At 70.1% G+C, this 21,357-nt stretch carries 19 protein-coding genes; 5 read left to right on the forward strand and 14 right to left on the reverse strand.

The window, feature by feature from the left end:
• Positions 1 to 62: 62 nt before the first annotated feature.
• The 8 genes from ACMATS_RS37000 to ACMATS_RS37035 form a co-directional block, all read right to left on the reverse strand.
• The gene (locus ACMATS_RS37000) at positions 63 to 308 is read right to left on the reverse strand and encodes a DUF3761 domain-containing protein (RefSeq protein ID WP_390779360.1); all 246 of its coding nucleotides are present in this window, start codon (positions 306 to 308) and stop codon (positions 63 to 65) included.
• Positions 309 to 624: 316 nt separating this feature from the next.
• Positions 625 to 1,482, reverse strand: coding sequence for an ABC transporter permease (locus ACMATS_RS37005; protein ID WP_390779359.1), 858 nt, complete (start codon positions 1,480 to 1,482; stop codon positions 625 to 627).
• Between the two features lie 49 nt (positions 1,483 to 1,531).
• Positions 1,532 to 2,524: an ATP-binding cassette domain-containing protein gene (locus ACMATS_RS37010; RefSeq protein ID WP_391153670.1), complete on the reverse strand. Its 993-nt coding sequence runs from the start codon at positions 2,522 to 2,524 to the stop codon at positions 1,532 to 1,534.
• Between the two features lie 87 nt (positions 2,525 to 2,611).
• Complete coding sequence (locus ACMATS_RS37015) at positions 2,612 to 7,831, reverse strand: beta-ketoacyl synthase N-terminal-like domain-containing protein (RefSeq protein WP_414170525.1); 5,220 nt, start codon at positions 7,829 to 7,831, stop codon at positions 2,612 to 2,614.
• Positions 7,832 to 8,010: 179 nt separating this feature from the next.
• Positions 8,011 to 8,199 (reverse strand): ferredoxin, encoded by a 189-nt coding sequence (locus ACMATS_RS37020; RefSeq protein WP_336413908.1) that lies wholly within the window; start codon positions 8,197 to 8,199, stop codon positions 8,011 to 8,013.
• Positions 8,200 to 8,278: 79 nt separating this feature from the next.
• Positions 8,279 to 9,457 (reverse strand): cytochrome P450, encoded by a 1,179-nt coding sequence (locus ACMATS_RS37025; protein WP_390779356.1) that lies wholly within the window; start codon positions 9,455 to 9,457, stop codon positions 8,279 to 8,281.
• A gap of 29 nt (positions 9,458 to 9,486) precedes the next feature.
• Positions 9,487 to 10,545 carry a DegT/DnrJ/EryC1/StrS family aminotransferase gene (locus ACMATS_RS37030; RefSeq protein WP_391153679.1) on the reverse strand — a complete coding sequence of 353 codons (1,059 nt, stop codon included), beginning with the start codon at positions 10,543 to 10,545 and terminating at the stop codon, positions 9,487 to 9,489.
• A 78-nt stretch (positions 10,546 to 10,623) separates the two neighbouring features.
• Positions 10,624 to 12,000: a glycosyltransferase gene (locus ACMATS_RS37035; protein ID WP_414170526.1), complete on the reverse strand. Its 1,377-nt coding sequence runs from the start codon at positions 11,998 to 12,000 to the stop codon at positions 10,624 to 10,626.
• 681 nt (positions 12,001 to 12,681) lie between these two features.
• Here ACMATS_RS37035 and ACMATS_RS37040 point away from each other — a divergent pair.
• On the forward strand, positions 12,682 to 13,302 hold the full coding sequence (locus tag ACMATS_RS37040; RefSeq protein WP_414170864.1) for a LuxR C-terminal-related transcriptional regulator: 621 nt from the start codon (positions 12,682 to 12,684) through the stop codon (positions 13,300 to 13,302).
• 102 nt (positions 13,303 to 13,404) lie between these two features.
• Here the strand turns inward: ACMATS_RS37040 and ACMATS_RS37045 are convergent, their stop codons facing one another.
• Positions 13,405 to 14,157 carry an SDR family NAD(P)-dependent oxidoreductase gene (locus ACMATS_RS37045; RefSeq protein WP_414170527.1) on the reverse strand — a complete coding sequence of 251 codons (753 nt, stop codon included), beginning with the start codon at positions 14,155 to 14,157 and terminating at the stop codon, positions 13,405 to 13,407.
• A gap of 298 nt (positions 14,158 to 14,455) precedes the next feature.
• Here ACMATS_RS37045 and ACMATS_RS37050 point away from each other — a divergent pair, with 298 nt between their 5' ends.
• Both ACMATS_RS37050 and ACMATS_RS37055 read left to right on the forward strand, forming a co-directional pair.
• Positions 14,456 to 14,731 carry a plastocyanin gene (locus ACMATS_RS37050; protein WP_391153684.1) on the forward strand — a complete coding sequence of 92 codons (276 nt, stop codon included), beginning with the start codon at positions 14,456 to 14,458 and terminating at the stop codon, positions 14,729 to 14,731.
• A 126-nt stretch (positions 14,732 to 14,857) separates the two neighbouring features.
• Positions 14,858 to 15,391: a GNAT family N-acetyltransferase gene (locus ACMATS_RS37055; RefSeq protein ID WP_390779351.1), complete on the forward strand. Its 534-nt coding sequence runs from the start codon at positions 14,858 to 14,860 to the stop codon at positions 15,389 to 15,391.
• A 45-nt stretch (positions 15,392 to 15,436) separates the two neighbouring features.
• Here the strand turns inward: ACMATS_RS37055 and ACMATS_RS37060 are convergent, their stop codons facing one another.
• Positions 15,437 to 16,387: an NAD-dependent epimerase/dehydratase family protein gene (locus ACMATS_RS37060; protein WP_414170528.1), complete on the reverse strand. Its 951-nt coding sequence runs from the start codon at positions 16,385 to 16,387 to the stop codon at positions 15,437 to 15,439.
• Positions 16,388 to 16,557: 170 nt separating this feature from the next.
• On the opposite strand from ACMATS_RS37060, the gene ACMATS_RS37065 reads away from it, so the two are divergent.
• Complete coding sequence (locus tag ACMATS_RS37065) at positions 16,558 to 17,238, forward strand: TetR/AcrR family transcriptional regulator (protein ID WP_390779348.1); 681 nt, start codon at positions 16,558 to 16,560, stop codon at positions 17,236 to 17,238.
• A 224-nt stretch (positions 17,239 to 17,462) separates the two neighbouring features.
• A complete protein-coding gene (locus ACMATS_RS37070; protein WP_414170529.1) occupies positions 17,463 to 18,077 on the forward strand; it encodes an acyl-homoserine-lactone synthase in 615 nt (204 codons plus the stop codon).
• Positions 18,078 to 18,215: 138 nt separating this feature from the next.
• Here ACMATS_RS37070 and ACMATS_RS37075 read toward each other — a convergent pair whose 3' ends face one another.
• From ACMATS_RS37075 to ACMATS_RS37090, 4 genes are all read right to left on the reverse strand, one after another.
• On the reverse strand, positions 18,216 to 18,575 hold the full coding sequence (locus tag ACMATS_RS37075; RefSeq protein WP_414170530.1) for a putative quinol monooxygenase: 360 nt from the start codon (positions 18,573 to 18,575) through the stop codon (positions 18,216 to 18,218).
• 60 nt (positions 18,576 to 18,635) lie between these two features.
• Complete coding sequence (locus ACMATS_RS37080; RefSeq protein WP_414170531.1) at positions 18,636 to 19,109, reverse strand: nitroreductase family deazaflavin-dependent oxidoreductase; 474 nt, start codon at positions 19,107 to 19,109, stop codon at positions 18,636 to 18,638.
• Between the two features lie 145 nt (positions 19,110 to 19,254).
• Complete coding sequence (gene coaD / locus ACMATS_RS37085; RefSeq protein ID WP_390779344.1) at positions 19,255 to 19,704, reverse strand: pantetheine-phosphate adenylyltransferase; 450 nt, start codon at positions 19,702 to 19,704, stop codon at positions 19,255 to 19,257.
• Positions 19,705 to 19,741: 37 nt separating this feature from the next.
• A complete protein-coding gene (locus tag ACMATS_RS37090) occupies positions 19,742 to 21,259 on the reverse strand; it encodes a M20/M25/M40 family metallo-hydrolase (protein ID WP_414170532.1) in 1,518 nt (505 codons plus the stop codon).
• Positions 21,260 to 21,357 lie beyond the last annotated feature (98 nt).

Raw genomic sequence — 21,357 nt, forward strand, 5'->3', positions numbered from 1 at the left:
CCGCTGTCGGAGGCAGTTGCTCCGGATCCTGGGCCGCGGCTACCGCCCAAGCCACCTCGATGCTACTTGTACCAGTAGAGAACTCCCCGGTGGTGGGAGCAGGTTCCGCTGAAGCGTGCGCTGTACGAGTACGTCTTGTCCTTGCACTGGGCGGTGGCTCCCCGGGGATGGCGACTGTTGGCCTTGCACACACCGGTGGTGTGGCGCGCGCAGGTTGCTGCTTGGGCTGTTGTTGCAGCGATGGTCGAGGTCAGCAGCAGCCCAGCCGTGCCAAGGCCGGCCGTTGCGATACGTATTCCGGTGAGCATGGCGTTCTCCCTGTGAACGTGGTTCGAGGGGAGTGAGCATGACGCGCTGTTCTTGCCGAACCGGTCTGACCGGACTGCCGGTTACCAGGCTGACATGCATGAGACCGCAGTGTGATCGAGTGTGCGAATCAAGGCAGGTCTTGGCCGATTTCTCCGAACGCCTTTGCTGTGGATCTTCCCGGTCTGCGGAGGGGGAGGCCGACGAGCCGACGCAGGAGAGCGCCGAGCAGGTGCGGCCCGCCGCTCCGGAGGCGGCCAACGCACTCCGCCCCGCTGGATGACCAGCGGGGCGGAGTCGTTGAGGAACGGAGAGGAATCAGAGCGGCCGGCGGAAGCCCACCACCGCGAGGACACTGCCCGCGACGGCGATGCACCCGCTGATGACGATCGCGGGGATCACGGCTCCGACGCCGGGCAGGTCGAGTGCGAGGGCGCGCGTCGCGTCGATCGCGTACGTCAGCGGGTTGACCTTGGCGACCATGCCCAGCCACGTGGGCATGTCGTCGATCGGGACGTAGGCGCTCGACGCGAACGTCAGGGGGAGGAGCACGACGACCGCGAGGTTCTGCATGGGCTCCGCGCGGCGCAGCCACGTGGCCGCGGCGATGAAGGCCCATCCCAGGGTCCAGGTGATGAAGAGGGCCAGCCCGGCCGCGGTGAGGAGCTTCAGTGCCCCGCCCTTGGGGGAGTAGCCGAGTACGAGGATGGCCAGCACGATGACGATCGCGATCTGGACCGCGGCGCGGACCAGGTTCGCCAGGCTGCGGGCGACGAGCAGCGAGGCGGGGTGGACGGGCATCGAGCGGAGGCGGGCGACCATGCCGTTCTTCAGGTCGTCCACGACTCCGATGCCGGACTGGATCGCGGACTGCACCGCGTTGTCCACCAGGACCGCGGGCAGGACGAAGTCGAGGTAGTCGACCCCTTTGGGGAAGTGGGCCGAGGTGTTCATCCCCCGGAAGACCTGGGTGAGGATGAACAGGATGATCACCGGCTGGAACAGGCCGAAGAGGATCACGCCGGGGTCGGTCACCAGTGCCTTCAGCGACCGGCCGGTGAGCACGCGGATCTGGGTCAGCGCCGAACTGCCGCCCCAAGCGGGCGCCGGCCCCGCGATGCGATCGGGGGCCGGCGGGGACGGGTCGGTGCGTCCGGCGAGTTGTTGTGTGGTCATGGGGTCTCCATGGTCTGGGCGCTGAGCATGGTGCAGATGCAGGGGAGGTTCACGCGGCGGAACGGGCCGAGCCGGCGGTGTGGCCGGCCAGGGTGAGGTAGACGTCGTCGAGGGTCGGTTCCCCGAACGTCAGCTCCGTGGCCTCGATCCCCGCGTGGTCGAGGGCCCGGATCACGACGGCGATGTCCTTCGAGGTCTCGATGACGACGACGATGGTGCCGTTCTCGTGGTCCTGGACCGGTTCCAGGCCCGCCTGCCGGATGGCGGCGCAGGCCGCGGCCGGGTCGGCGGCGGCGTCCGGGGTGACCGTCACCGTGCGCTGGCCCACCTTGGCCTTCAGCTCGGCGGCGGTGCCGCTGGCGATCACCTTGCCGGCCGACAGCACGGTGATGGAGTCCGCGAGCCGGTCCGCCTCGTCGAGGTACTGCGTGGTGAGCAGGACCGTGGTGCCCTCGGCCACGAGGCCTTCCACGATCTCCCAGAGGTTGAGCCGGCTCGACGGGTCCAGGCCCGTGGTCGGCTCGTCGAGGAAGATGACGTCCGGGTGCCCGACCAGGGACGCGGCCAGGTCGAGCCGTCGGCGCAGGCCGCCGGAGTAGGTGCCCGGCCGGCGCGTGGCGAACTGCTGGAGCCCGAACAGCTCCAGCAGCTCGTCGGCCCTGTTCCGGGCCGACCTGCGGTCCGCGCCGAGCAGCCGGGCCAGCAGCACCAGGTTCTCCCGCCCGGTGAGCTGGGCGTCGACCGAGGCGAACTGGCCGGTCAAACCGATGCGTTTGCGCACGTCGTGTGCCTGGCGCACGACATCGAAGCCGGCGACCGTCGCGCGCCCCCCGGTGGGCGGCAACGCGGCGGTGAGGACGTTGACGAGCGTGGTCTTGCCCGCGCCGTTGTGCCCGAGCAGGCCCAGGACGGTGCCGCGGCGGGCCGAGAGGCTCACCGAGTCCAGGGCGCGCAGCGGTCCGAAGACCTTGCTGACGTTGTCCGCCTCGATCATGATGTCGCCGCCCGTCCGGGCGGCGGTGGGCCGAACGAGCCCGTTCATGGGTGATCTCCTGCAGTTGTGATGTGTGGTGGTACGCGTACGGATCGGGGGTGCGGGCCACCGTAGGGACGGCCCGCACCCGCGACGTCAACTCCGGGTGTCCAACAGGGCGAACAGGTCCTCGTCGCTGGCCGAGTCCAGGTCCAGGCCGCCCTCGGCAGCAGGACCGCCCGCCGTGGTCTGCCGGCCCGCCGTCAGCGCCTTCAGCCGCGTCACCGTCTCCGCCGAGAGCTCCGTGCCTGCTGCGACCAGGGTCTCCAGCTCCGCCACGACGGACTCCGCGTCCCGTGCCGGCGCGGCCGCCCGCGTGAGTTTGTCGCGCACCAGGCGCATGACGGCGTCCGGCGTGGGGCGGTCGTAGACGAGCGTGGCGGGAAGGTGCGTGCCGGTGGCGGCGATCAGCCGGTTGCGCAGCTCGACCGCGTGCACCGAGGTGACGCCCATGTCCTTGAACGGCCGCTTGCCCTCGTCGCTCCCCATCTCCGGGAGGCCGAGGACGGCCGAGACCTCGGTGAGGACCAGGTCCCGCACGAGGGCGTCCTGCGCGGCATCCTCAAGACCGGACAACCGGGCGGCCAGCTCCGGCAGTTCGTTGTCCGGCTCTGCCATGTCGTCACCGGCGGCCGCCGCACCCGCAGGCCCGGACGCCAGCCAGAACCGCCGCTGCTGGAAGGCGTAGGTCGGCAGGGGAGCGGGCCGTGCCCCGGGCAGTACCGCCTGCCAGTCGACGGGAACGCCGTGGGCGTGTATCCGGGCGACCGCCTTGAGCACCGCGTGCCGTTCGCTCTCCCCGGTGCGCATCGTCGGCACCACGGCGGCCCCGTAACCGGGGTCGGCGGACTCCAGGCACTCGTCCACCCACGGGGTGAGGGCAGGATGGGAGCCCAGCTCCAGGAATCCGGTGATGCGTTCGTCCCGGAGCCGGTCGACCGCGTCCTTGAAGCGCACGGCCTGCCGCAGGTGCCGCACCCAGTGGTCGGGATCGTGGGCGTCCTCGGCGGTCATGTGCCGGCCGGTGACGGTCGAGACCACGGGGATGACCGGCGTGGAGTACGACAGTGTGCGCAGGACGGCGCCGAACTCCTCCAGGATGGGGTCCATGAGCGGCGAGTGGCCCGCCCCCTTCACCGCGACCCGCCGGGACTTGTGGCCGGCGGCGTTGAGCCGGTCCGTGACCAGGGCCAGGGGCCCCTCCGCACCCGCGAGCACGAGGGAGTGCGGCCCGCTGACGGAGGCGATCGCCACGGGCTCCGGCAACTCGGCGAGGTACGGCGCCACTTCGCTCTCCGAGATGCGCACCGCCACCATCGCCGCGCCGGCCGGCAGCGAGTCCATCAGCCGGCCCCGGACGGCCGTCAGCGTGCACGCGTCCTCAAGACTGAGTCCGCCCGCGAGATGAACGGCGACGGTCTCGCCGGCGGAGTGCCCCACCAGGCGGTCCGGGACCACGCCCCAGGACTCGAAGAGCCGGTACAAGGCGACCTGGACGGCGAACAGGGCCGGTTGCGCGTAGGCGCCGTCGTCGAGGAGGGCCGCCTCCTCGGAGTCCGGATCCGCCCACATCACCGAGGTGAGCGGCCGTTCCAGCAACGGGTCCATGACGGCGCACACGTCGCGCAGCGCGGCCGCGAACACGGGGAACGCCTCGGCCGCCTCGCGCCCCATGCCGGGCCGCTGCCCGCCCTGTCCGGCGAAGAGGATGGCCAGCTCGCCGGGCGAGGAGTCCTCGACGGTGACTCCGGCGGGCCGCTTGCCGTCGGCGAACTGGGCCGTGGCGGAGAGCAGTTCCGCACGGCCGGAGCCGGTGACGACGACCCGGTGCCGGTGCAGGGCGCGGGCGGTGGCCAGCGAGTAGGCGACGTCCTGTGCGGACAGGGCGGGGTCGTCCTGCACACACTCGGCCAGCCGCTGTGCCTGGGCGCGGAGCGCCGCCCGGCTGCGGGCGGACAGGATCCAGGGCGCGGTCACCTCGCCGGCCGGTTCCGGGCTCCCGGTGCCGGCCGCGCCGTCCGTGCTGTTCGCCGTGTTCGCCGTGTTCGTCGCGTTCTCGGCGGGCGCCTCCTCCAGGATCACATGGGCGTTGGTGCCGGCGAGCCCGAAGGAGGACACGCCGGCCCGGCGCACGCGTGCGTCCTCCCGCGGCCAGGGCCGGGCCTCGGTCAGCACCTGTACCGAGCCGGAGGACCAGTCCACCCGGGACGACGGCTCGTCCACGTGCAGGGTCCTGGGCAGCACGCCGTGGTGCAGTGCGAGCACCGTCTTGATGACCCCGACGACGCCGGCGGCTGCCTGCGTGTGCCCGACGTTCGACTTCACCGAGCCCAGCCACAGCGGCCGTTGCTCCGGGCGTTCCCTGCCGTACGCGGCCTGCAGCGCCTGGACCTCGATGGGGTCCCCGAGCGGGGTGCCGGTGCCGTGGCCCTCCACGGCGTCGACGTCCTGGGGCGTCAGCCGGGCGTCGGCCAGGGCCTGGCGGATGACGCGCTGCTGTGCGGGGCCGCTCGGTGCGGTCAGCCCGTTGGAGGCGCCGTCCTGGTTCACGGCGGATCCGCGCACGAGTGCCAGCACGGGGTGTCCGTTGCGGCGGGCGTCGCTCAGCCGCTCCAGCAGCAGCAGTCCCGCGCCTTCGGAGAAGGCGGAGCCGTCGGCGGAGTCCGCGTAGGCCTTGGCCCGGGCGTCGGGGGACAGGGCGCGCAGCCGGGAGAACTGTGCGAACGGCGCCGGGGAGGCCATGACGGTCACGCCGCCGGCCAGCGCCAGGGAGGACTCGCCGGACCTGAGCGACTGGCACGCCAGGTGCAGCGCGACCAGCGACGAGGAGGAGCCGGTGTCCACGGTCAGCGCGGGGCCCTCCAGCCCGAAGGTGTAGGCGATGCGCCCGGAGACGGCGCTGTCGGAGGATCCGGTGGCGAGCATGCCCTCCAAGTCGCCCTGGGGGACGGCGGTGTTGGCGGCGTAGTCGCGGTGCATCGCACCCGTGAACACGCCGGTGCGGCTGGCCTTGAGGGTCGTCGGGTCGATGCCTGCGTGCTCGAAGGTCTCCCAGGCCGTCTCCAGCAGCAACCGCTGCTGGGGGTCGGTGGCCGTGGCCTCCCGGTCGGAGAAGCCGAAGAAGCCGGCGTCGAAGCGGCCCGCGTCGTCGAGGAAGCCGCCTTCGCGGGCATAGGTGGTTCCGGGCCGGTCCGGGTCGTCGTCGAAGAGCCGGTCGAGGTCCCAGCCGCGGTCCTCGGGGAAGCCGCCCATGACGTGCGCCTCGTCGGTGAGCAACTGCCACAGGGCGCGCGGGGAGTGGGTGCCGCCGGGCAGCCGGCAGGCCATGCCGACGATGGCCACCGGTTCGTCCTGCTCCGGTGTGCGGTGCACGGTGGCGCTCTCGGTGCCGTCCTCCTGGCCGGCCAGTACCTGCGCGACGGCCTGCGGGGTGGGGAAGTCGAAGGCCAGGGTGGTGGGGAGGGGCAGGCCCGTCTCCTCGCGCAGCAGGTTGCGCAGGCGGACCGCACGGATGGAGTCGAGGCCGAGCCGGCGGAAGTCCTCGCCGGGGGAGAAGGGGATCGCGGTGCCGTCGGGTCCGAGCACCCTGGCGACACACGTGCGGACCAGTTCCAGCGCCTCAACGGTCGTGCGCGGCGGGGCGGAGCCGGGGCGGGCCGGGGCAGGGGTGATCTCGCTGCCGGCGAGCAGGCGTTCCAGTGCCCTGCGGTCGAGCTTCCCGGCCGGCGTCCGGGGCAGGGCGCGCACGGTGACCAGGTCGAGGGGGATCTTGTGGTCGGCGACGCCGAGTCCGCGCAGGAACGCGGTGACGTCGCCGAGCCCGGTCGCCGGGTCGGCGCGGTCGGTCACGACCAGGCAGGGGTACTCCCCGAGCCGGGGGTCCGTCGCGCCGACCACGGCCAGCGGGCCCAGCCCCGGCAGGCCGGCGAGCAGGGCCTGGACCTCGGTGGCGCTGAACTTCCGGCCGCCCACGTTGATCAGTTCGGTCGCCCGGCCGTGCAGGACGACCACCCCGTCCGTGCCGATGCCGGCGAGGTCGCCGGTGCGCAGCCAGCCGTCCTCGGTGAGTGCGGCACGCGTGAGCTCCGGCTCGCGGAAGTAGCCGCGGAACACCCCCGGCCCGCGGTAATGGAGTTCACCGGTCTCGCCCGGCGGGCACTCCGTACCGTGCTCGTCGACGACGCGCACCCGGGAACCGCTGACCGGCCTGCCGACACTGCCGTCGGGGTCGTCGGTCCGCGAGCAGGTGCCGGTGCCGAGCTCGGACATGCCCCACACCACGACGAGTCCGCAGCCGAGGGCGGCCCGGACGTCCGCGGCGAGCACGGGCGGCACGGGTGCTCCGGCCGTGCGTATCTCGTGCGGGCGGAAACCGGCCGCCTCCTTCGTCCCGGCCAGGCGGTCGACGACGTCGTGCAGTTGGGCCGGCACGGCGAAGACGACCCGCGGGTCGTGCGTGCGCGCCAGCTCCAGGAAGCGGTCCGGGTCCCAGTCGGCGAGCAGGACCTGCGTGCAGGCGGTGAACAGCGCGGCGTGCAGGCTCTGGAGGCCGAACAGGTGGGTCGGCGGGCAGGCCGTGAGCACGGTGCCGTGGAAGGTGCCGGAGGTTTCGGCGGTGACGGCGGCGGTGTTGGACAGGAGCCCGTCGTGGCTGTGCACGCACAGCTTCGGCCGCGCCGAGGTCGTCCCCGAGGAGGGGAGGAGCAGCAGGGGCATCCCGGGGGTGATCTCCACGGGCCGGGGTGCCGTGCCCGCCCAGGTCGTCAGCAGGTCCGCCAGCGGGGCGACGCCTTCCTCCTCCTCGCTGGAGTGCCCGGCCCGGGCGGCGGCGTCCCCGGTGAGCAGGACGGTGTGCAGCGACGGCAGGGCGCCGAGCAGTGAACGGGCCGTTGCCGCGGCCCGGTTGCCGCCGTGACCGTCGCGGTCCTCGTGTGCAAGGACGAGGAGGGCGGGTTCGGCACGGGCGAGCAGCGCGTGGAGATCGGTGTCGGTGGTGCCCCGGTGGACGGGCAGCAGCACGGCGCCGACGGCCGCGACGGCCAGGTGCAGGGTGGCGAACTCCCCGCAGTTCGGCAGTCGCACCGCGACCACGTCGCCGGGCTCCACGCCCGACTCCTGCAGGCCGCGGGCCAGCGCGGAGACGTCCGCCTGCCACTGCCGCCACGTCCACGAGCGGTCTCCGTCGACGACGGCCACCGTGTCGGGGGCGGAACGTGCGGCGGCTGCGAACACGCCGGGGAGCGTGAAGCCGCCCAGCGCCTCGGCTGTGTCGGTGGGCGGTTCGATCGTGTAGTCATCTGTGTGGACGGGCACCATAACTCCCGGATCTCTTCAACGCTTTCATCGGTGGGGCGCGGCCGGCGGATCGCCCTGAGCGGACTTGCCGGAGTCCGGCGCTGTTCCGTGCCCCATAAGGGGCGCGGGGAACTGCGCGATCAGCCACGGGTAGCCCGCAGCCGCAGTACCGGACTTCCAGCGGAGCGCTCAGGCTGTCGTCAGTCCTCGTGCACGGTGAGCGAACGGGACGGGCACAGACCGGCCGCCAGCCGGACCCGGTCCTCGTGACCGTCGCCGGTGCCCAGGAGGGTGACCAGTCCGTCCTCGTCCTGGTCGAAGACCTCCGGAGCGGTCAGCACGCACTGACCTGCTCCCACACAGCGGTCGACGTCGGCGGTGATGCGCATCGTGTATCTCTCCTGCGGTGGAATGGGGCCCGCCGGACGGTGCTCGGACCGTCCGGCGGGCAGGCTTGGCGGGGTGGGGCTACCAGCGGACGGGCAGTTCGCTGAGGCCGTAGAGCACGCCGTCGTATTTGACGGCCAGTCCGTCGAGGGGCACGGCGAGTTCGAGCTGCGGGATGCGCTCGAAGAGCTTGCGGTAGGTGACCTCCATCTCCATCCGCACCAGGTTCTGGCCCAGGCACTGGTGCACGCCGTAGCCGAAGGCCACGTGGTGACGGGCGGACCGGGAGGGGTCGAACCGGTGGGGGCACTCGAAGGCGGTGTCGTCGTGGTTGGCCGCGGCGACCAGGGGGATGATGCCCTCGCCCGCCTTGACGAGCTGCCCGGCGATCTCCACGTCCTCGACCGCCACCCGCAGCGACACCAGGTCGGCGACCGAGTGGAAGCGCAGGGTCTCCTCCACCGCCCGGTCGTCACCGATCCACTGGGGGTTCGTCAGGAGGGTGACCACGCCGAGTGCGATGTTGTTGGCGGTCGTCTCGTGTCCGGCGATGAGCAGGAGCATCAGCACGCCCGGCATCTCGTGCGGGGCGATCGCGCCCGTGGCCAGCAGCCTGCTGACCAGGTCGTCGCCGGGCCACTTCGACTTGATCTCCACGAGCCGGCCGACGTAGCGCAGCAGGTCCTTGGCGGCGGCCTCGCGCTGCTGGTCGGTCGAGGACTGGATGGCGACCAGGGTGCGCGTCCTGGACTCGAAGAAGTCGCGGTCGGAGGGCGGCACGCCGAGCAGCGCGGAGATCACCAGGGAGGGAATGGGCAGGGCGAAGTCGGCGACGAGGTCGGCGGTGTTCCCGGCGGCCAGCATGTCGTCGAGACGCTTCTCCACCGTCTGCTCGATCGCCGGCCGCATCGCCTTGACGCGGCGGACGGTGAACTCCGGGATGAGCGCCTTGCGGAACCGGTCGTGCTCGGGGGAGTCCATGCCCACGAACCAGCCCGGAATCCGGTCCTGCTTGGGCACTCCCAGGGTGGCCCCGACGTTCGGGAAGCCCTCGTGGGCGGGGTTGGAGCTGATCTTGGAGTTGGTCAGGACGGAGCGTACGTCCTCGTGCCGGGTGACCAGCCAGACCCGGTCGCCGTTGGGCAGGTGCGAGAGGACCAGCCCCTCGTGCTGCCGGTAGTCGGCGTAGCCGGGCGGCGGGAAGGGCACGCCGGGCTTGCGCAGCGGGAAGTCGACCACCATCGGGTCGGTGTGCGTCATGTGCGGTTGTCCCCTTTCGGACGGGCCGGTCAGCCGACGCCGTAGAAGGCGCGGACCTTGCTGATCACGAAGTCCTGGTCGGCGGCGGTCAGTCCGGTGTGGGTGGGCAGGTACAGCCCGTCCTCGGCGAAGACGTTCGCCTTGAGCGAGGGCCAGACGGGGTCGAGGTACATGGGCTGCCGGCTCATCGGCTTGAAGAACAGCCGGGTCTCGATGGACTCGCTCGCCAGGAACTCCTGCAGTTCCCCGCGGCGTTCGGCCCGGAGGTCGTACATCCACAGCACGTCGCGCGGCGGCATCAGCGTGATGCCCGGGACGTCGGCGAGGCCCTCGTCGTAGCGCTTCTCGATGGCGCGGCGTATCTCGAGGATCTCGTCCAGCCGCTCGACCTGGCCCAGCGCGACGGCGGCCTGCATGGCCGTCATGCGGTTGTTGTAGGCGACCTTCTTGTGCAGGAAGCTGTGGTCCTTGGTGAAGGCCATGGCGCGCAGGTGCTCCATCTGCCCGGCCAGCCTGGGGTCGTCGGTGAGGCAGATGCCGCCCTCGCCCGAGGTGATGATCTTGTTGGCGAAGAGCGAGAAGCAGGCGATGTCGCCGACCGGGCGGATGCCGTGGGCCTCGGCGGAGTCCTCGACGACGCGCAGGTTGTACTGGAACGCGATGTCCATGATCGCGTCCATGTCGCAGCGCCGGCCGTAGATGTGGACGGGCATGATGGCCTTCGTCCGCGGGGTGATCTTCTCCTCGATGCGGGTCACATCGATGTTGAGGTCGTCCGCGCAGTCGACGAAGACGGGCGTTGCACCGGTGTACGTGACCGCCCATGCGGAGGCGACCATGGTGAACTCGGGGACGATCACCTCGTCGCCCGGGCCGATGCCCAGGGCCCGCAGGGCGAGGGTGAGGGCGGCGGTCCCGGAGGAACAGGCGACGCCGTGGGCAACGGAGTTGTAGTCCGCGAAGGCGCGCTCGAAGCGCTGGATCATCGGCCCCTGGGAGGATATCCAGCCGTCGCTGACGGTGGCGGTGACGTACTCGAGCTCCCTGCCGTCCAGGGCGGGCCTGGACACGGGGTACTTGAACGGCATCGTCGGCTTCTTCCTTGTCGTTCTTGGTCGTTCTTGTCGTCGTGCTGGTCGTCGTGCTGGTCGTTGTGGCGCGGGTGCTCAGGCCAGGGCCGGGAGCTTGAGGATCAGGGAAGCGGCGGTCTCACGGCCGCCCGCGGCGCGCTGAAGGGCCCCGAGCCGCTCGGCGTTCTTGCGGAAGGAGGGGGTGCCGAGCACCCGGGTGATCTTGTCGACGACGTCGTCGGCGGACAGGGACCGGGGCCGGTCCAGGGTCAGGCTGATGCCGAAGTCCCGGCCGCGGACGGCCTGGTCGTAGCAGTCCACCCACAGCGGCCGGATCACGAGCGGCTTGCCGAAGTAGACGCCTTCGTTGAATCCGTTGCCGCCGCCGTGCGTGAAGAACACCTTCACGTTCGGGTGGGCGAGGACGTCGTGCTGGGAGGGGACCCAGCTCTCGATGCGGAGGTTGGCCGGCAGCGACTCCTTGGCCGGCAGCAGGTGCTGCTGCTCCTTGGCCAGCTTCCACAGCACCTGGTGCTTGCCCTCGAGCCGACGGGCGACCTCGACGACGGAGGCGACCTCCGCCCGGGTCAGCCGGGTGATGGTCCCGAGCCCGATGTAGACGACGGACGACTGGGCGTCCAGCCATCCCGAGAGGTCCTCGTCGTCCGGCGCCTCCGGCAGCGGCGGCACCATCGCGCCGACCAGTTGCATCTTCTCCGGGACGGTGAAGGGGTAGTCCAGCTCGGCGATCGAGTTGCACAGGACCAGTTCGGCCTTGTCGATTCTCGTCATCGGACTGACCGGCGGGATGCCGAGCGCCTTGCGGCGCCGGTTGTCCTCGGTGAAGACCTTGCCCATCTTGGGCGTGCAGAACATCGCGAAGGTCCGGATCTTGAACAGCTCGTTGCTGATGCGCTCGGCGAGGTTCATCCTGGCCGACAGCCCGGTGTGGGGGACCGGGAAGCCCTTGGGGGTGTAGCTCCTGCCGAACGGGGTGTAGGCCGTCAGCACGTTGCTGGGCACGAACGGCACGCTCAGCACGAACGGGATGCCGCGGGCGATGGCGAGGTCGATCGCGAAACCGCTGATGCAGTCGATGACCATCAGCGCCGGCTGCACCTCGTCGACGACGGCTTCGAGCCGGCGGAGCTTCATGTCCTGGATGCCGGGCTTGTAGGACTGCCTGATGACGGCGCGATGGGCCTTGAAGCGCGAGGACTGGGTGACCTCGCGGTAGACGGCGTCGTCCCACGTCACCGCGGACAGTTCGGAGATGACCTCGCCCAAGGAGGCGAACTCCACCGGAGAGCGCTCCGCGATCGACTTCACGTCGTCGCGCCGCGGCTCGTCGGTGGCGAACCAGAGGTCCTCAACCCCCTGACGGGAGAGCTCGCCCGCCAGTACGAGCAGTGGGTTGAGCAGGCCGCTCTCCGGAAGGCTGACGAAGAGGATCGGCCGTTGGGCGGAGTCCATGGGTTCCCTTTCGGCGGTGGCGGGCGGGCGTCGTCGGGCACGCCCCCGTGTGGGTCGGCTGGCCGTACCCACCTTTGATCTCACGCCCGACGCCGGGAAATCCTTAGACTTCGCCCCGCCCGGCCCCTCGCACCCGTCGGCCGCGGCGCGCCACGGCGGAGGCCGGCACACCATCCGGCGCGACATCTCGTGCAACCCCGGATTCCTTGACATGTTTTTGTCGGGGGTGCGGCAACCGGGGGTGGCGCGAACTCCTCAGGGGTATTCCGGTGGTGAATTGAGAATCAACGGCGAACTCTCCTCATCGGCATGCCGGTTGCGGTTCGGTACCTGTGATGTGGTGTTCACGATTCCGAAACCTTGACGGAGCGTAGCCACTTGTGCGTATGAGGTGAGAATGGGCTGCAGGGGTGGCGCAAAAACGCCGTTTCTGGCGGGATCCAGGCCGTACGGAGCCACCGAAGCCGTCACCCGGAAACCGAACCTTTTCGGCGGAGCCGCAGATTTAAGCGCCCACGGGCGGTGGACGTTGACCCCCGATCCGGCGGTTAACTAGCCTCGCAAACGAATTAATCCTGCATGTGAAGTTTGATGAAAGGGACTTCCCCCTTGGCGAATGCAGCCCCCACCCTCGTTGATGCGGCCCCGCTCGTGGCGCACGGCAATCCGTTGGATCAGGTCATGAACGCGGACGGCCGGCCGTCCGACCAGACCGGCGTGTGCATGGCCAGCCTCGACGCGGCCCTGACCTTCCAGCAGGCGAACCAGGAGTTCTTCCGGCAATTCAACGTCTCGTCCGAGGAGCTGTGCGGCCGCAGCATCCGCGATGTGGTGCACCCCAGCGTCCAGCAGCCGCTGATGCGCCAGTTCTCGAACCTGCTCGAAGGCAGGCACCAGCGCTTCGTCACCCCCGTCATCGCCGTGGGCCGGGGCGAGGAGTCCGCATTCACCGTTCCGCTCACGGCAGTTGCGGTGCGCGGCGGCCTGCCCGGTACGACGGCGATCGTGGTCATGATGCCCACGACACGGAGCGCGGAAGGGGCGCGCGTCGTCACGAACCGGAAGAAGATCCTTTCCGAGATGGACGCCCGCATCCTCGAAGGCATCGCCGCCGGCATCTCCACCGTCCCCCTGGCCTCGCGCCTCTATCTGAGCCGGCACGGCGTCGAGTACCACGTGACCTGCCTGATGCGGAAGTTGAAGGTGCCCAACCGTGCCGCGCTGGTCTCCCGCGCCTACTCCATGGGCGTGCTCAAGGTCGGCATCTGGCCGCCCGAGGTCGTGGACGATTTCGTGAAGTAGAACGGTTGCCTTCGGCAGAATGGCGCAACCCCTGGCGGCCGTTCGCAGAAGGAACCGGCGGACGAGGTCACCGCCGCGGGGTGGCCAAGTCGCTTGTCCGGGTCAGCGCATCTGAGTGAGCCGCCGTTCGACGCCTTTGGGGTCGCGCGCCCATGTCTCGCCGATCTCGCGGGAGACGGGGTCGGGGAAGATGTCCGGATCTCCGCGTTCCAGTCCGTCCAGCACGGCGCGAGCCACTTCCTGTGGTGTCGCCGTCGGGTAGGTGCCGAGGTCCGGGGCCGAGCTGAGAGCCTGCGCGAGCATGTCGGTCTCCACCGGTCCCGGGAACACGCCGTGCACGGTGATGCCACGCGGCGCGAGGTCTTCGCGGAAGGCCTGGGTCATGAGGTTGAGCGCGGCCTTGGAAGCCGGATAACCGCCCATGCCCGGGGTACCGCCGAAAGCTCCGATGCTGATGACATTGACCATGGCGCCACCGCCGTTGCGCTCGATCACCGGGGCGAAAGCGCGGGCCATCCGCAAGGGGCCCAGGACATTGGTGCGCAGGACGTTCTCGACGGCGTCGAACTCCATGTCGATCAGGTGGCCGAGGGTGACGACCCCCGCGTTGTTGACCAGAACCGTCACATCCGGCGCAGCCTGCACGGCCGCACCGATCGCCTGCGGGTCGGTGATATCGAGCACCAGCGGGACCACGCGCTCCGGGTCCGCCGCGGTCACCGGCTCCAGCGCCTCCGGCCGCCGGGCTGCCGCGTAGGCACGGGCTGCGTCCCTGGCCAGGAACTCGGCCAGCAGAGCCCGGCCGATACCGCGGTTGGCGCCTGTCACAAGGACGACAGAGTCCTTGATCTGCATGTCGCCACTCCCTTCCCTCTGCACGGCGCCCCCTCTGTCCACTCTCACCCCGGCATCACCACCGCGCATTCCTGCGCTGGAGAGTTACTGACAGCTTCTGGGTGTCACGCCGAGTTGCCGAGCGGAAGGCGCGGTGCCGTCACTCACCGGCACGCCCTGCGCCTCAACTCCCCCGGTTCGGTAGCCGATTCGAGTGATGCAGGGTTTGCCGGGGCGAATCCGGGCACAGACCTCGTACTCCGTTTGGGGCTCGAGCCTCGTATCCGGCGAGGGTCGGGCGCGAGGAAAGGGGTTGCTCATGCCAACCCAGCACACGGTACTGATCCAGAACTTCGCCTTTGTTCCCGACGACCTGGTGATCAACGTCGGCGACTCCGTCGTCTGGACGAACCAGGACAGTGATGACCACACTGCTACGTCCGACCCCAACCAGCCGGTGACGTGGGACACCGGCGCCATCGCCACAGGGCAGATCTCGGGTCCGGTGCCTTTCACCACCGTCGGCGTCTCCCATTACCACTGCACCTTCCACCCGGACATGAAGGCCGACATCAGGTCCGTCGTCACTCACTGACGGGGGAGGGCCGGCTACCCCCTGCCGGGATAGGCTGAGCCGGTGTTCCGGGGCCGTGTGACGGAGCGGCAGCCCGGTCGAGCGCCGGATTTCCGGTGAGGGGCTTGCCTTCGGCAGGATGGGCGCATGACTGAGATCCGCACCCCCCGTCTCCTCCTCCGCAGCTGGCACGACGACGACCTCGTGCCGATGGCGGACATCAACGCGGACCCGCGGGTCATGCGCTGGATCGACGACGGCTCGGTGCGCGACCTGGAGTACACGGCCGAGGCCATCGAGCAATGGGAGGAGGAGTGGGACGAGGAGGGCTTCGGGCTCTTCGCCGTCGAGCTGCTGGCCTCTGGCGAACTGATCGGCTTCACGGGGCTGTCCGTGCCCGAGTTCCTGCCCGAGGTGATGCCCGCCGTGGCGATCAGCTGGCGGCTCGGCTCACACTTCTGGGGCCAGGGATACGCGTCCGAAGCCGCGCACGCCACGCTGGAGTTCGCGCTCCAGGACCGCGGCCTGGACCGCGTCATCAGCATCAGCCGGGTGGGGGACAACGCCTCCGAGAACGTCATCCGCAAACTCGGCATGGAGTTCGAGCGGGAGACGACGCATCCGGTGTACGGCCACCCGCTGCGCATTCACGCCATCGATCTCACCGAGTTCGAGGCGTGAACCGGCCGAGCCGTCGATCATCACCAGGCAGCCGGCCGCTGTCGGTCAGTGCCGGGTCCGGGCAAGGAATGAGCGGTACCAGCCGAGGGTGTCGTCCAGGGTCGTATCGAGGGCGATCGACTTGAGGCCGAAGGCCTCCTGGATCGCGGTGGAGTCCATCACCTGCGGTTCGGTGTGCTGGTAGAACAGCTCGGCGTAGGAGCCCATGAACACCTCGTCGAACGGCCCGAAGGGGCGCGGCTCGCTCATGATGGTGGTCTTCAGGGGCTGCCCGACCTGCCGCTCGATCTGCTGGAAGACCTCGCGGGTGGTCCGGGCGGGGGCGGTGGGCAGGTGCCAGACGCGGCCGTCGCCGTCGGGGTGTTCGCCCAGGGTGGCCAGGCCGGCGGCAACGTCACGGATGTCGGTGTAGCTGTGCGGCAGGTCGATGTCGCCCAGGCCCAGCACTTCGGTTCCGGTCAGGGCGCCGGGGAAGACGGTGCCGCCCAGAGTGGAGTTGAGCACGCCGGGGCCGACGAAGTCCGCCGAGCGGCCGAGAACGACACGGGCATGGCCGTCGCGGTGTGCGGCCAGGTACTTCGTATCGAGGGCGGCCCGCATCCTGCCCTTGGCGCTGGTCGCGTTCCACGGGGTGTCTTCGGTCATGACCCGGCCGTGGGTCTCGCCGTAGGGGTAGAGGGTGTCGAGGACGACCAGCCGGGCGCCTTCGGCCCGGACCGCGCCGAGCACGGCGTCCTGGATGCCGGGCATCACGTCGATCTGCTGGTGGTAGGCGACGTTGACGCAGTGGTACACGACGGCGGCGCCCTTGATGACGGCCCGGGCGCCGTCGACGGTGCCGACATCGCCCCGGGTGCGGGTGACTCCGTCGGGGGTCGCGCCGGTCCCGGAACGGTCGACGAGACGAACCGTGTGTCCCCGGCGGGCCAGCTCGCCGGCGAGGGTCGAGCCGGCCGGGCCGGCGCCGAGGACGACGTGGAGATCGGTGGCATGCATGGGGTGTCCCCTTCTGCTGCTTCGTATGGCCTTGGTGTCCGCGCCACGAGCCCGTGCGTTATTGGGCATCGCGTCTGTTAGAGACTGTAACTCTTCATGTGTGGGCCGCGGAAGGGGTGACGGATGCGGGTTCAGGCAAGATCTCGGAGCGCGCCGGACTCGTGGCCGGCATGTTGGTATGGGAGAGGCCGGAGCCGCCGAATCGACCCGTGCCGGTCCCGTTGAGCCGGGAACGGATCGTGCGAGCGGCGATCCAGCTGGCCGATGCGGACGGCCTGGACGCGGTGTCGCTGCGCAAGGTCGCCGCCGTGCTGGACGTCCGTCCGATGCGGCTGTACGGCTACATCGCCGGCAAGGAGGAACTGCTCGACCTCATGGTCGACGCCGCCTACGCCGAGATCCGGCCGGCCGGAGACGACTGGCGGGAGGTGCTCCGGTCTCTTGCCGAAGCCACTCGCCACGCAGCTCACGAGCACGAATGGCTCGCCGATCTACTGGGTGGCCGACCCCAGCTGGGGCCGCACGCGCTGGCCAATGGGGAGACCGTGGTGGCCGCACTGGGCGACATCGACGTGGACGCCATCATGCCGGTGGTCGCCGCGGTCAACGCGTACGCGATCGGCGCGGTGCGTCGGGAGGTCGCCGAGCGGCGTGCCGAGCGGGCCACCGGGATGGACGAGAAGCGTTGGCAGTCCTCACTTGGGCCCTATCTGGAGCGAACCTTCGCCACCGGCCGATTCCCCGCGCTGGCCACGGTGGTGCGCGATGCCGCCCACCTGGACGCCGACCACACTTTCCGGATCGGCCTCGACTTCGTGCTCGACGGTATTGAAGCCCGCATCTCAAGATGACGCGCGGTCGAAGGCGGGACCGGCTGTAGCGCCGGGTCGGCGCTGACCCACCGGACACGCCCTAACCCGTCCGTCGACTGTCACACGAAGTCTCCTCGGCCGTCGAGGAGAGAGTCCATCCAAGATCGAGTAGCATCCCTCTGCCAGGACACGAGGGGCGCACGATTGCGCGGGATATCAGGGAATTGAGGGCTCCAGTGCGAACGGAGTTATGCCCGCGCACGGTGTACGAGGTGGTGACCGGTGGACCCGGCGACCCGGGCATGACGCCGACGCTCCTGGAGCAGATGTTCCGGCTCCGCTACAAGGTCTTCCATCAGCAGCTCGGCTGGGAGGTCAGCGGTGAAGGAGGTCTGGAACGCGATGAGTTCGACGACCTGAATCCCGTCTACGCCATCGCGATGCACCGCGCCAGTCACACGGTGGTGGGCTGCGTCCGCCTTCTGCCCACCACCGGCCCGCATATGCTTCGTGACGTCAAAGCCTTTCAGCCCGCCCTTGCAGGCCACCGATCGCCGAGCTCTTCCCGCATCTGGGAGATCAGCAGGCTGGCCAGTTCCTCACCGGCCGGTCCCGGCTCGACAGCCGACACGAATCCCCGGCCTGCAGCGGCCGGGTTCGGCCCCGCCGCGCGGGCCCTTCTGGCTGCGGTCGGTGCTTATGCGGCAGGCCACGGGATAGAGGAATTCGTCACCCTTTCAGGCCTCAGTGTGGAGCGCCGCGGCAATGCCAGCGGCATCCCGAGCACCCGACTCGGACTCCAACGGCCCACCCGGATCGGGACCGTGCTGTGCACCGCGTACAGCGTTCCCGCCGCCGCCCTCGACGCCCTCGCCTGACGGCTCTTGACCAGTCCCGGTCCCCACCACGTGCACGGCAGGCCTGGTGGGATGTGCAATGGCGTCAGCACCACGGCGGCCCGCTCGGCCATTGGCCGAGCCGGTCGAACGGCGTCGCAGTTTCCATCAGTTACCGCTTCATTCCTGTTCATGCCTGCTGTGTACGCGCATGCTTGGATGTACTTCGCGCTCGATACGCGGCATGATCTCCGGGATGTAGATCTTCTGGATGGCGTCACCGGCATCGTGGGCCTCCCAGTGGGCGCGGCTGGCCCAGTGCTCGACCAGGACGAAGCGGCCGGGTTCCTCGTGTGACCGGTATGCCTCCCAGCTGACGCAGCCGTCTTCTGCCAGGCACAAGGGGCGCATCCGGGACAGGGCGTCGGCGACGAGGTCGATGTTGCTGCTCTCGGGGACCCGGATGATGACGATGAGGTCGAACAACGTGCTCCTCAGGTGGGTGGTGAACCCCCGCTGGCAGTGCGGAGGTTCGGACACCCAATCAGGGTAAACGATCTTTCACCGATCGTTCCGGCCTGCAGACTCACCTGACCTTGTTCAGTTCGCCGGGGCCTTCGCCGGCCCGGCCAGGTACTCGGGTTCGAGTACGAAGACCGGGATCACGCGGGAGGTCTTCTCCTGGTATTCGGCGTACGGCGGATACGCGGCGACCGCGCGCTGCCACCACAGGGCCCTCTCGTCCCCGGTGACCTCACGGGCCACCATCCCCCGGCGTTCGGGGCCGTCCTGGAGATCCACCCGTGGGTCGGCCTTGAGGTTGAAGTACCAGACCGGGTGGCGCGGGAAGCCGCCCTTCGAGGCCACCGCCGCGTACCGCCCCTCGTGCTCCACGCGCATCAGCGGAATCTTGCGGATCCTGCCGCTCTTCGCACCGCGCATCGTGACAATGACGACCGGCAGGCCCGTGTCCCAGAGCGTTGTGCCCTGTGTACCACCCGAACTCTCGTACAGCTCGACCTGATCACGCACCCACTGCGCCGGACCCGGCCCGTACTCGCCCTCAAGAGGCATCGCATGCACCCCATCGCCGTGTACGGATGACACCGGGACAGTCCAACACAAACCTCGCGCGAAGGGGAGACCGCGTTCCCGCTCTGCCGATAACTTCACGTAAGACGGCAAGGTTCCGGGCAGGCGCAGTCGAGTGCTGGGCGATCTACTGGCCAGACTCGACCGGCACACTATTCGGGACACGGTCCTGTCGACTCATCGCGGTGACGAGAGTTGAGGAGATGTGGGCCAGGGCGGGGTCGGCAGCGATGAAGAACGTTTCGACTCCGGCCAGCTCGTGGTTCATACGGGCCATCGGCATTTCGTAGTCCAGGTCGCGAACGCCGCGGACTCCACGGATGACGACGTCGATTCCGGCTCGGCGGCAGTAGTCGACCAGCAGGCCGCCGGTGTGGGAGTCGACCGTGACGTTGCTCAAGTCAGCTGCTGCAGCGCGGAGCCGGTCCAGCCGTTCCGCGACGGGGAAGCGGCCGGTCTTGTTCGCGTTGAACATCACGCACACGACGACCTCGTCGAACAGGAGGGCAGCGCGCCGGAGTACGTCCTGGTGCCCTTGAGTGACCGGGTCGAAGGATCCTGGGAAGAGGGCTCGCATGATCGGAAAGAGTAACAAGCGGCCAGCCCCCGAAGCCTCACGGCTGGGGTGCGCAGAAAGCGACCGGGCTGCGCAGGCCGGATCGGTTGAACGCGCGGAGGCCGAAGAAGACGTTGTCCTTGGACAAGTTGACGGTGTGCCGGGTCACGTTCCCGGCCGGGATGACGTGGGTCCACTCCGATGCGGTGGTCTCCCGCCACACCACCTCGTACCCGGCGAGGTCCGGCTCCGGGCCGCGTTCCCACACCAGCTCGGTGGAGTTGCCGAGGGCGGCGGTACGGATCTTCACGCCGCGCGGGGTGCCGGGGGCCTGGGCGAGCGACCACAGGGCGGCCGCATTCACCCGGGCCACCCTGGCGATGAAGCCGAAGTCGCAGAACTCGGGCAGGTCCCCGTACTGCCTGCCGTCCGCCACCCGCACGTCCTGGTGCTGGTGTGCGTAGTTCTCGGCGGGCTCGGTGAACCGGGCCGCCGGATAGGCCTGTTGGAGGAACGGGATGTGGTCGCCGCCGCGCAGGTAGCGGTCGCGGCGGTACACCACCCGCACCCGCATCCCCGTCGCGTCGTTCTCGGCGGTGTCCTGGACGAACCGGGCCAGCTGGCGCGAGGGCGAGTCGTTCTCGCCGCCCACCGAGCGGCGTATCTCGGCCTGCTCCGGCGTCTCCGAGGTCGGCACCCCTTCGGCGAACAACCGGATCGTGTGCGGGTCGCGCGAGCCGTCCTCGGCGGTCGGGCTCCCCACGATGTCGTTCGTGAACATGCCCTGCACGTCGGCCTGCCGGCCCCGGTACGTCTGGGCCATGTGCCCGGACCCGTACAGTCCCTGCTCCTCGCCCGCCACCGCCGCGAACACCACGGTCGCGGCCGGCCGCCGGGTCGCGAAGACCCGGGCCAGCTCCAGGGCGACGGCCACGCCGGAGGCGTCGTCGTCGGCGCCGGGCGCGTCGTCGGTCGCGTTCATGGGGTCGCTGTTGCGCGAGTCGTAGTGCCCCGAGACCACATAGATCCGGTCGGGCGTCACCGAACCCCGCAGCGTGGCAACGACGTTGGTGATCCTGGTCGCCACCGGGATACGGGCCGCGGGCTGCTGTACGTACGACTGGAGCTCCACGGTCATCCGGCCACCGGAGGCCTGTGCGCAGCGGAGCAGCTCGGCGAGGAGCCAGTCGCGGGCCGCGCCGACGCCGCGTACGGGATCGTCCTGGGCGGACAGGGTGTGCCGGGTGCCGAAGGAGACCAGTTTGCGCACGGTCGCCTCGATACGGTGCGGGTCGATCTCCCGGAGCAGTGCCCGGAGTTCGTGTGACGGGGGCTGTTCGGTGGGCCGGCGGCGGGCGGGCCCTCCGGGCTGCGCCGGCCCGGACCGTGCGGGTCCGGACTGTGCGGGTCCGGCCGTCGCCGACGGCATCGCCGCTGCCGACGGCAGCCCGAGAGCCGCCGCACCGACCGTGGCCGCGCCGAGCACCGTACGCCGCGCCGTACCCCGTCCGCCGTGCCCGCTGTTCCCGTCGTGACCGCTGCGTCTGCTGCCCACGTCCTCACCCGGCTGCGTCATGCCGCCATCGTCACGCCCGCCCCATCACCCCCGCAAGACCCGGTTTCGGCCCGGCAAGAAACAGTCCGCCAGCGGTATCCGAGGAAAACCATTGGGCT

It is taken from the genome of Streptoverticillium reticulum (genome assembly GCF_047456005.1).
Classification (GTDB): domain Bacteria; phylum Actinomycetota; class Actinomycetes; order Streptomycetales; family Streptomycetaceae; genus Streptomyces; species Streptomyces reticulum.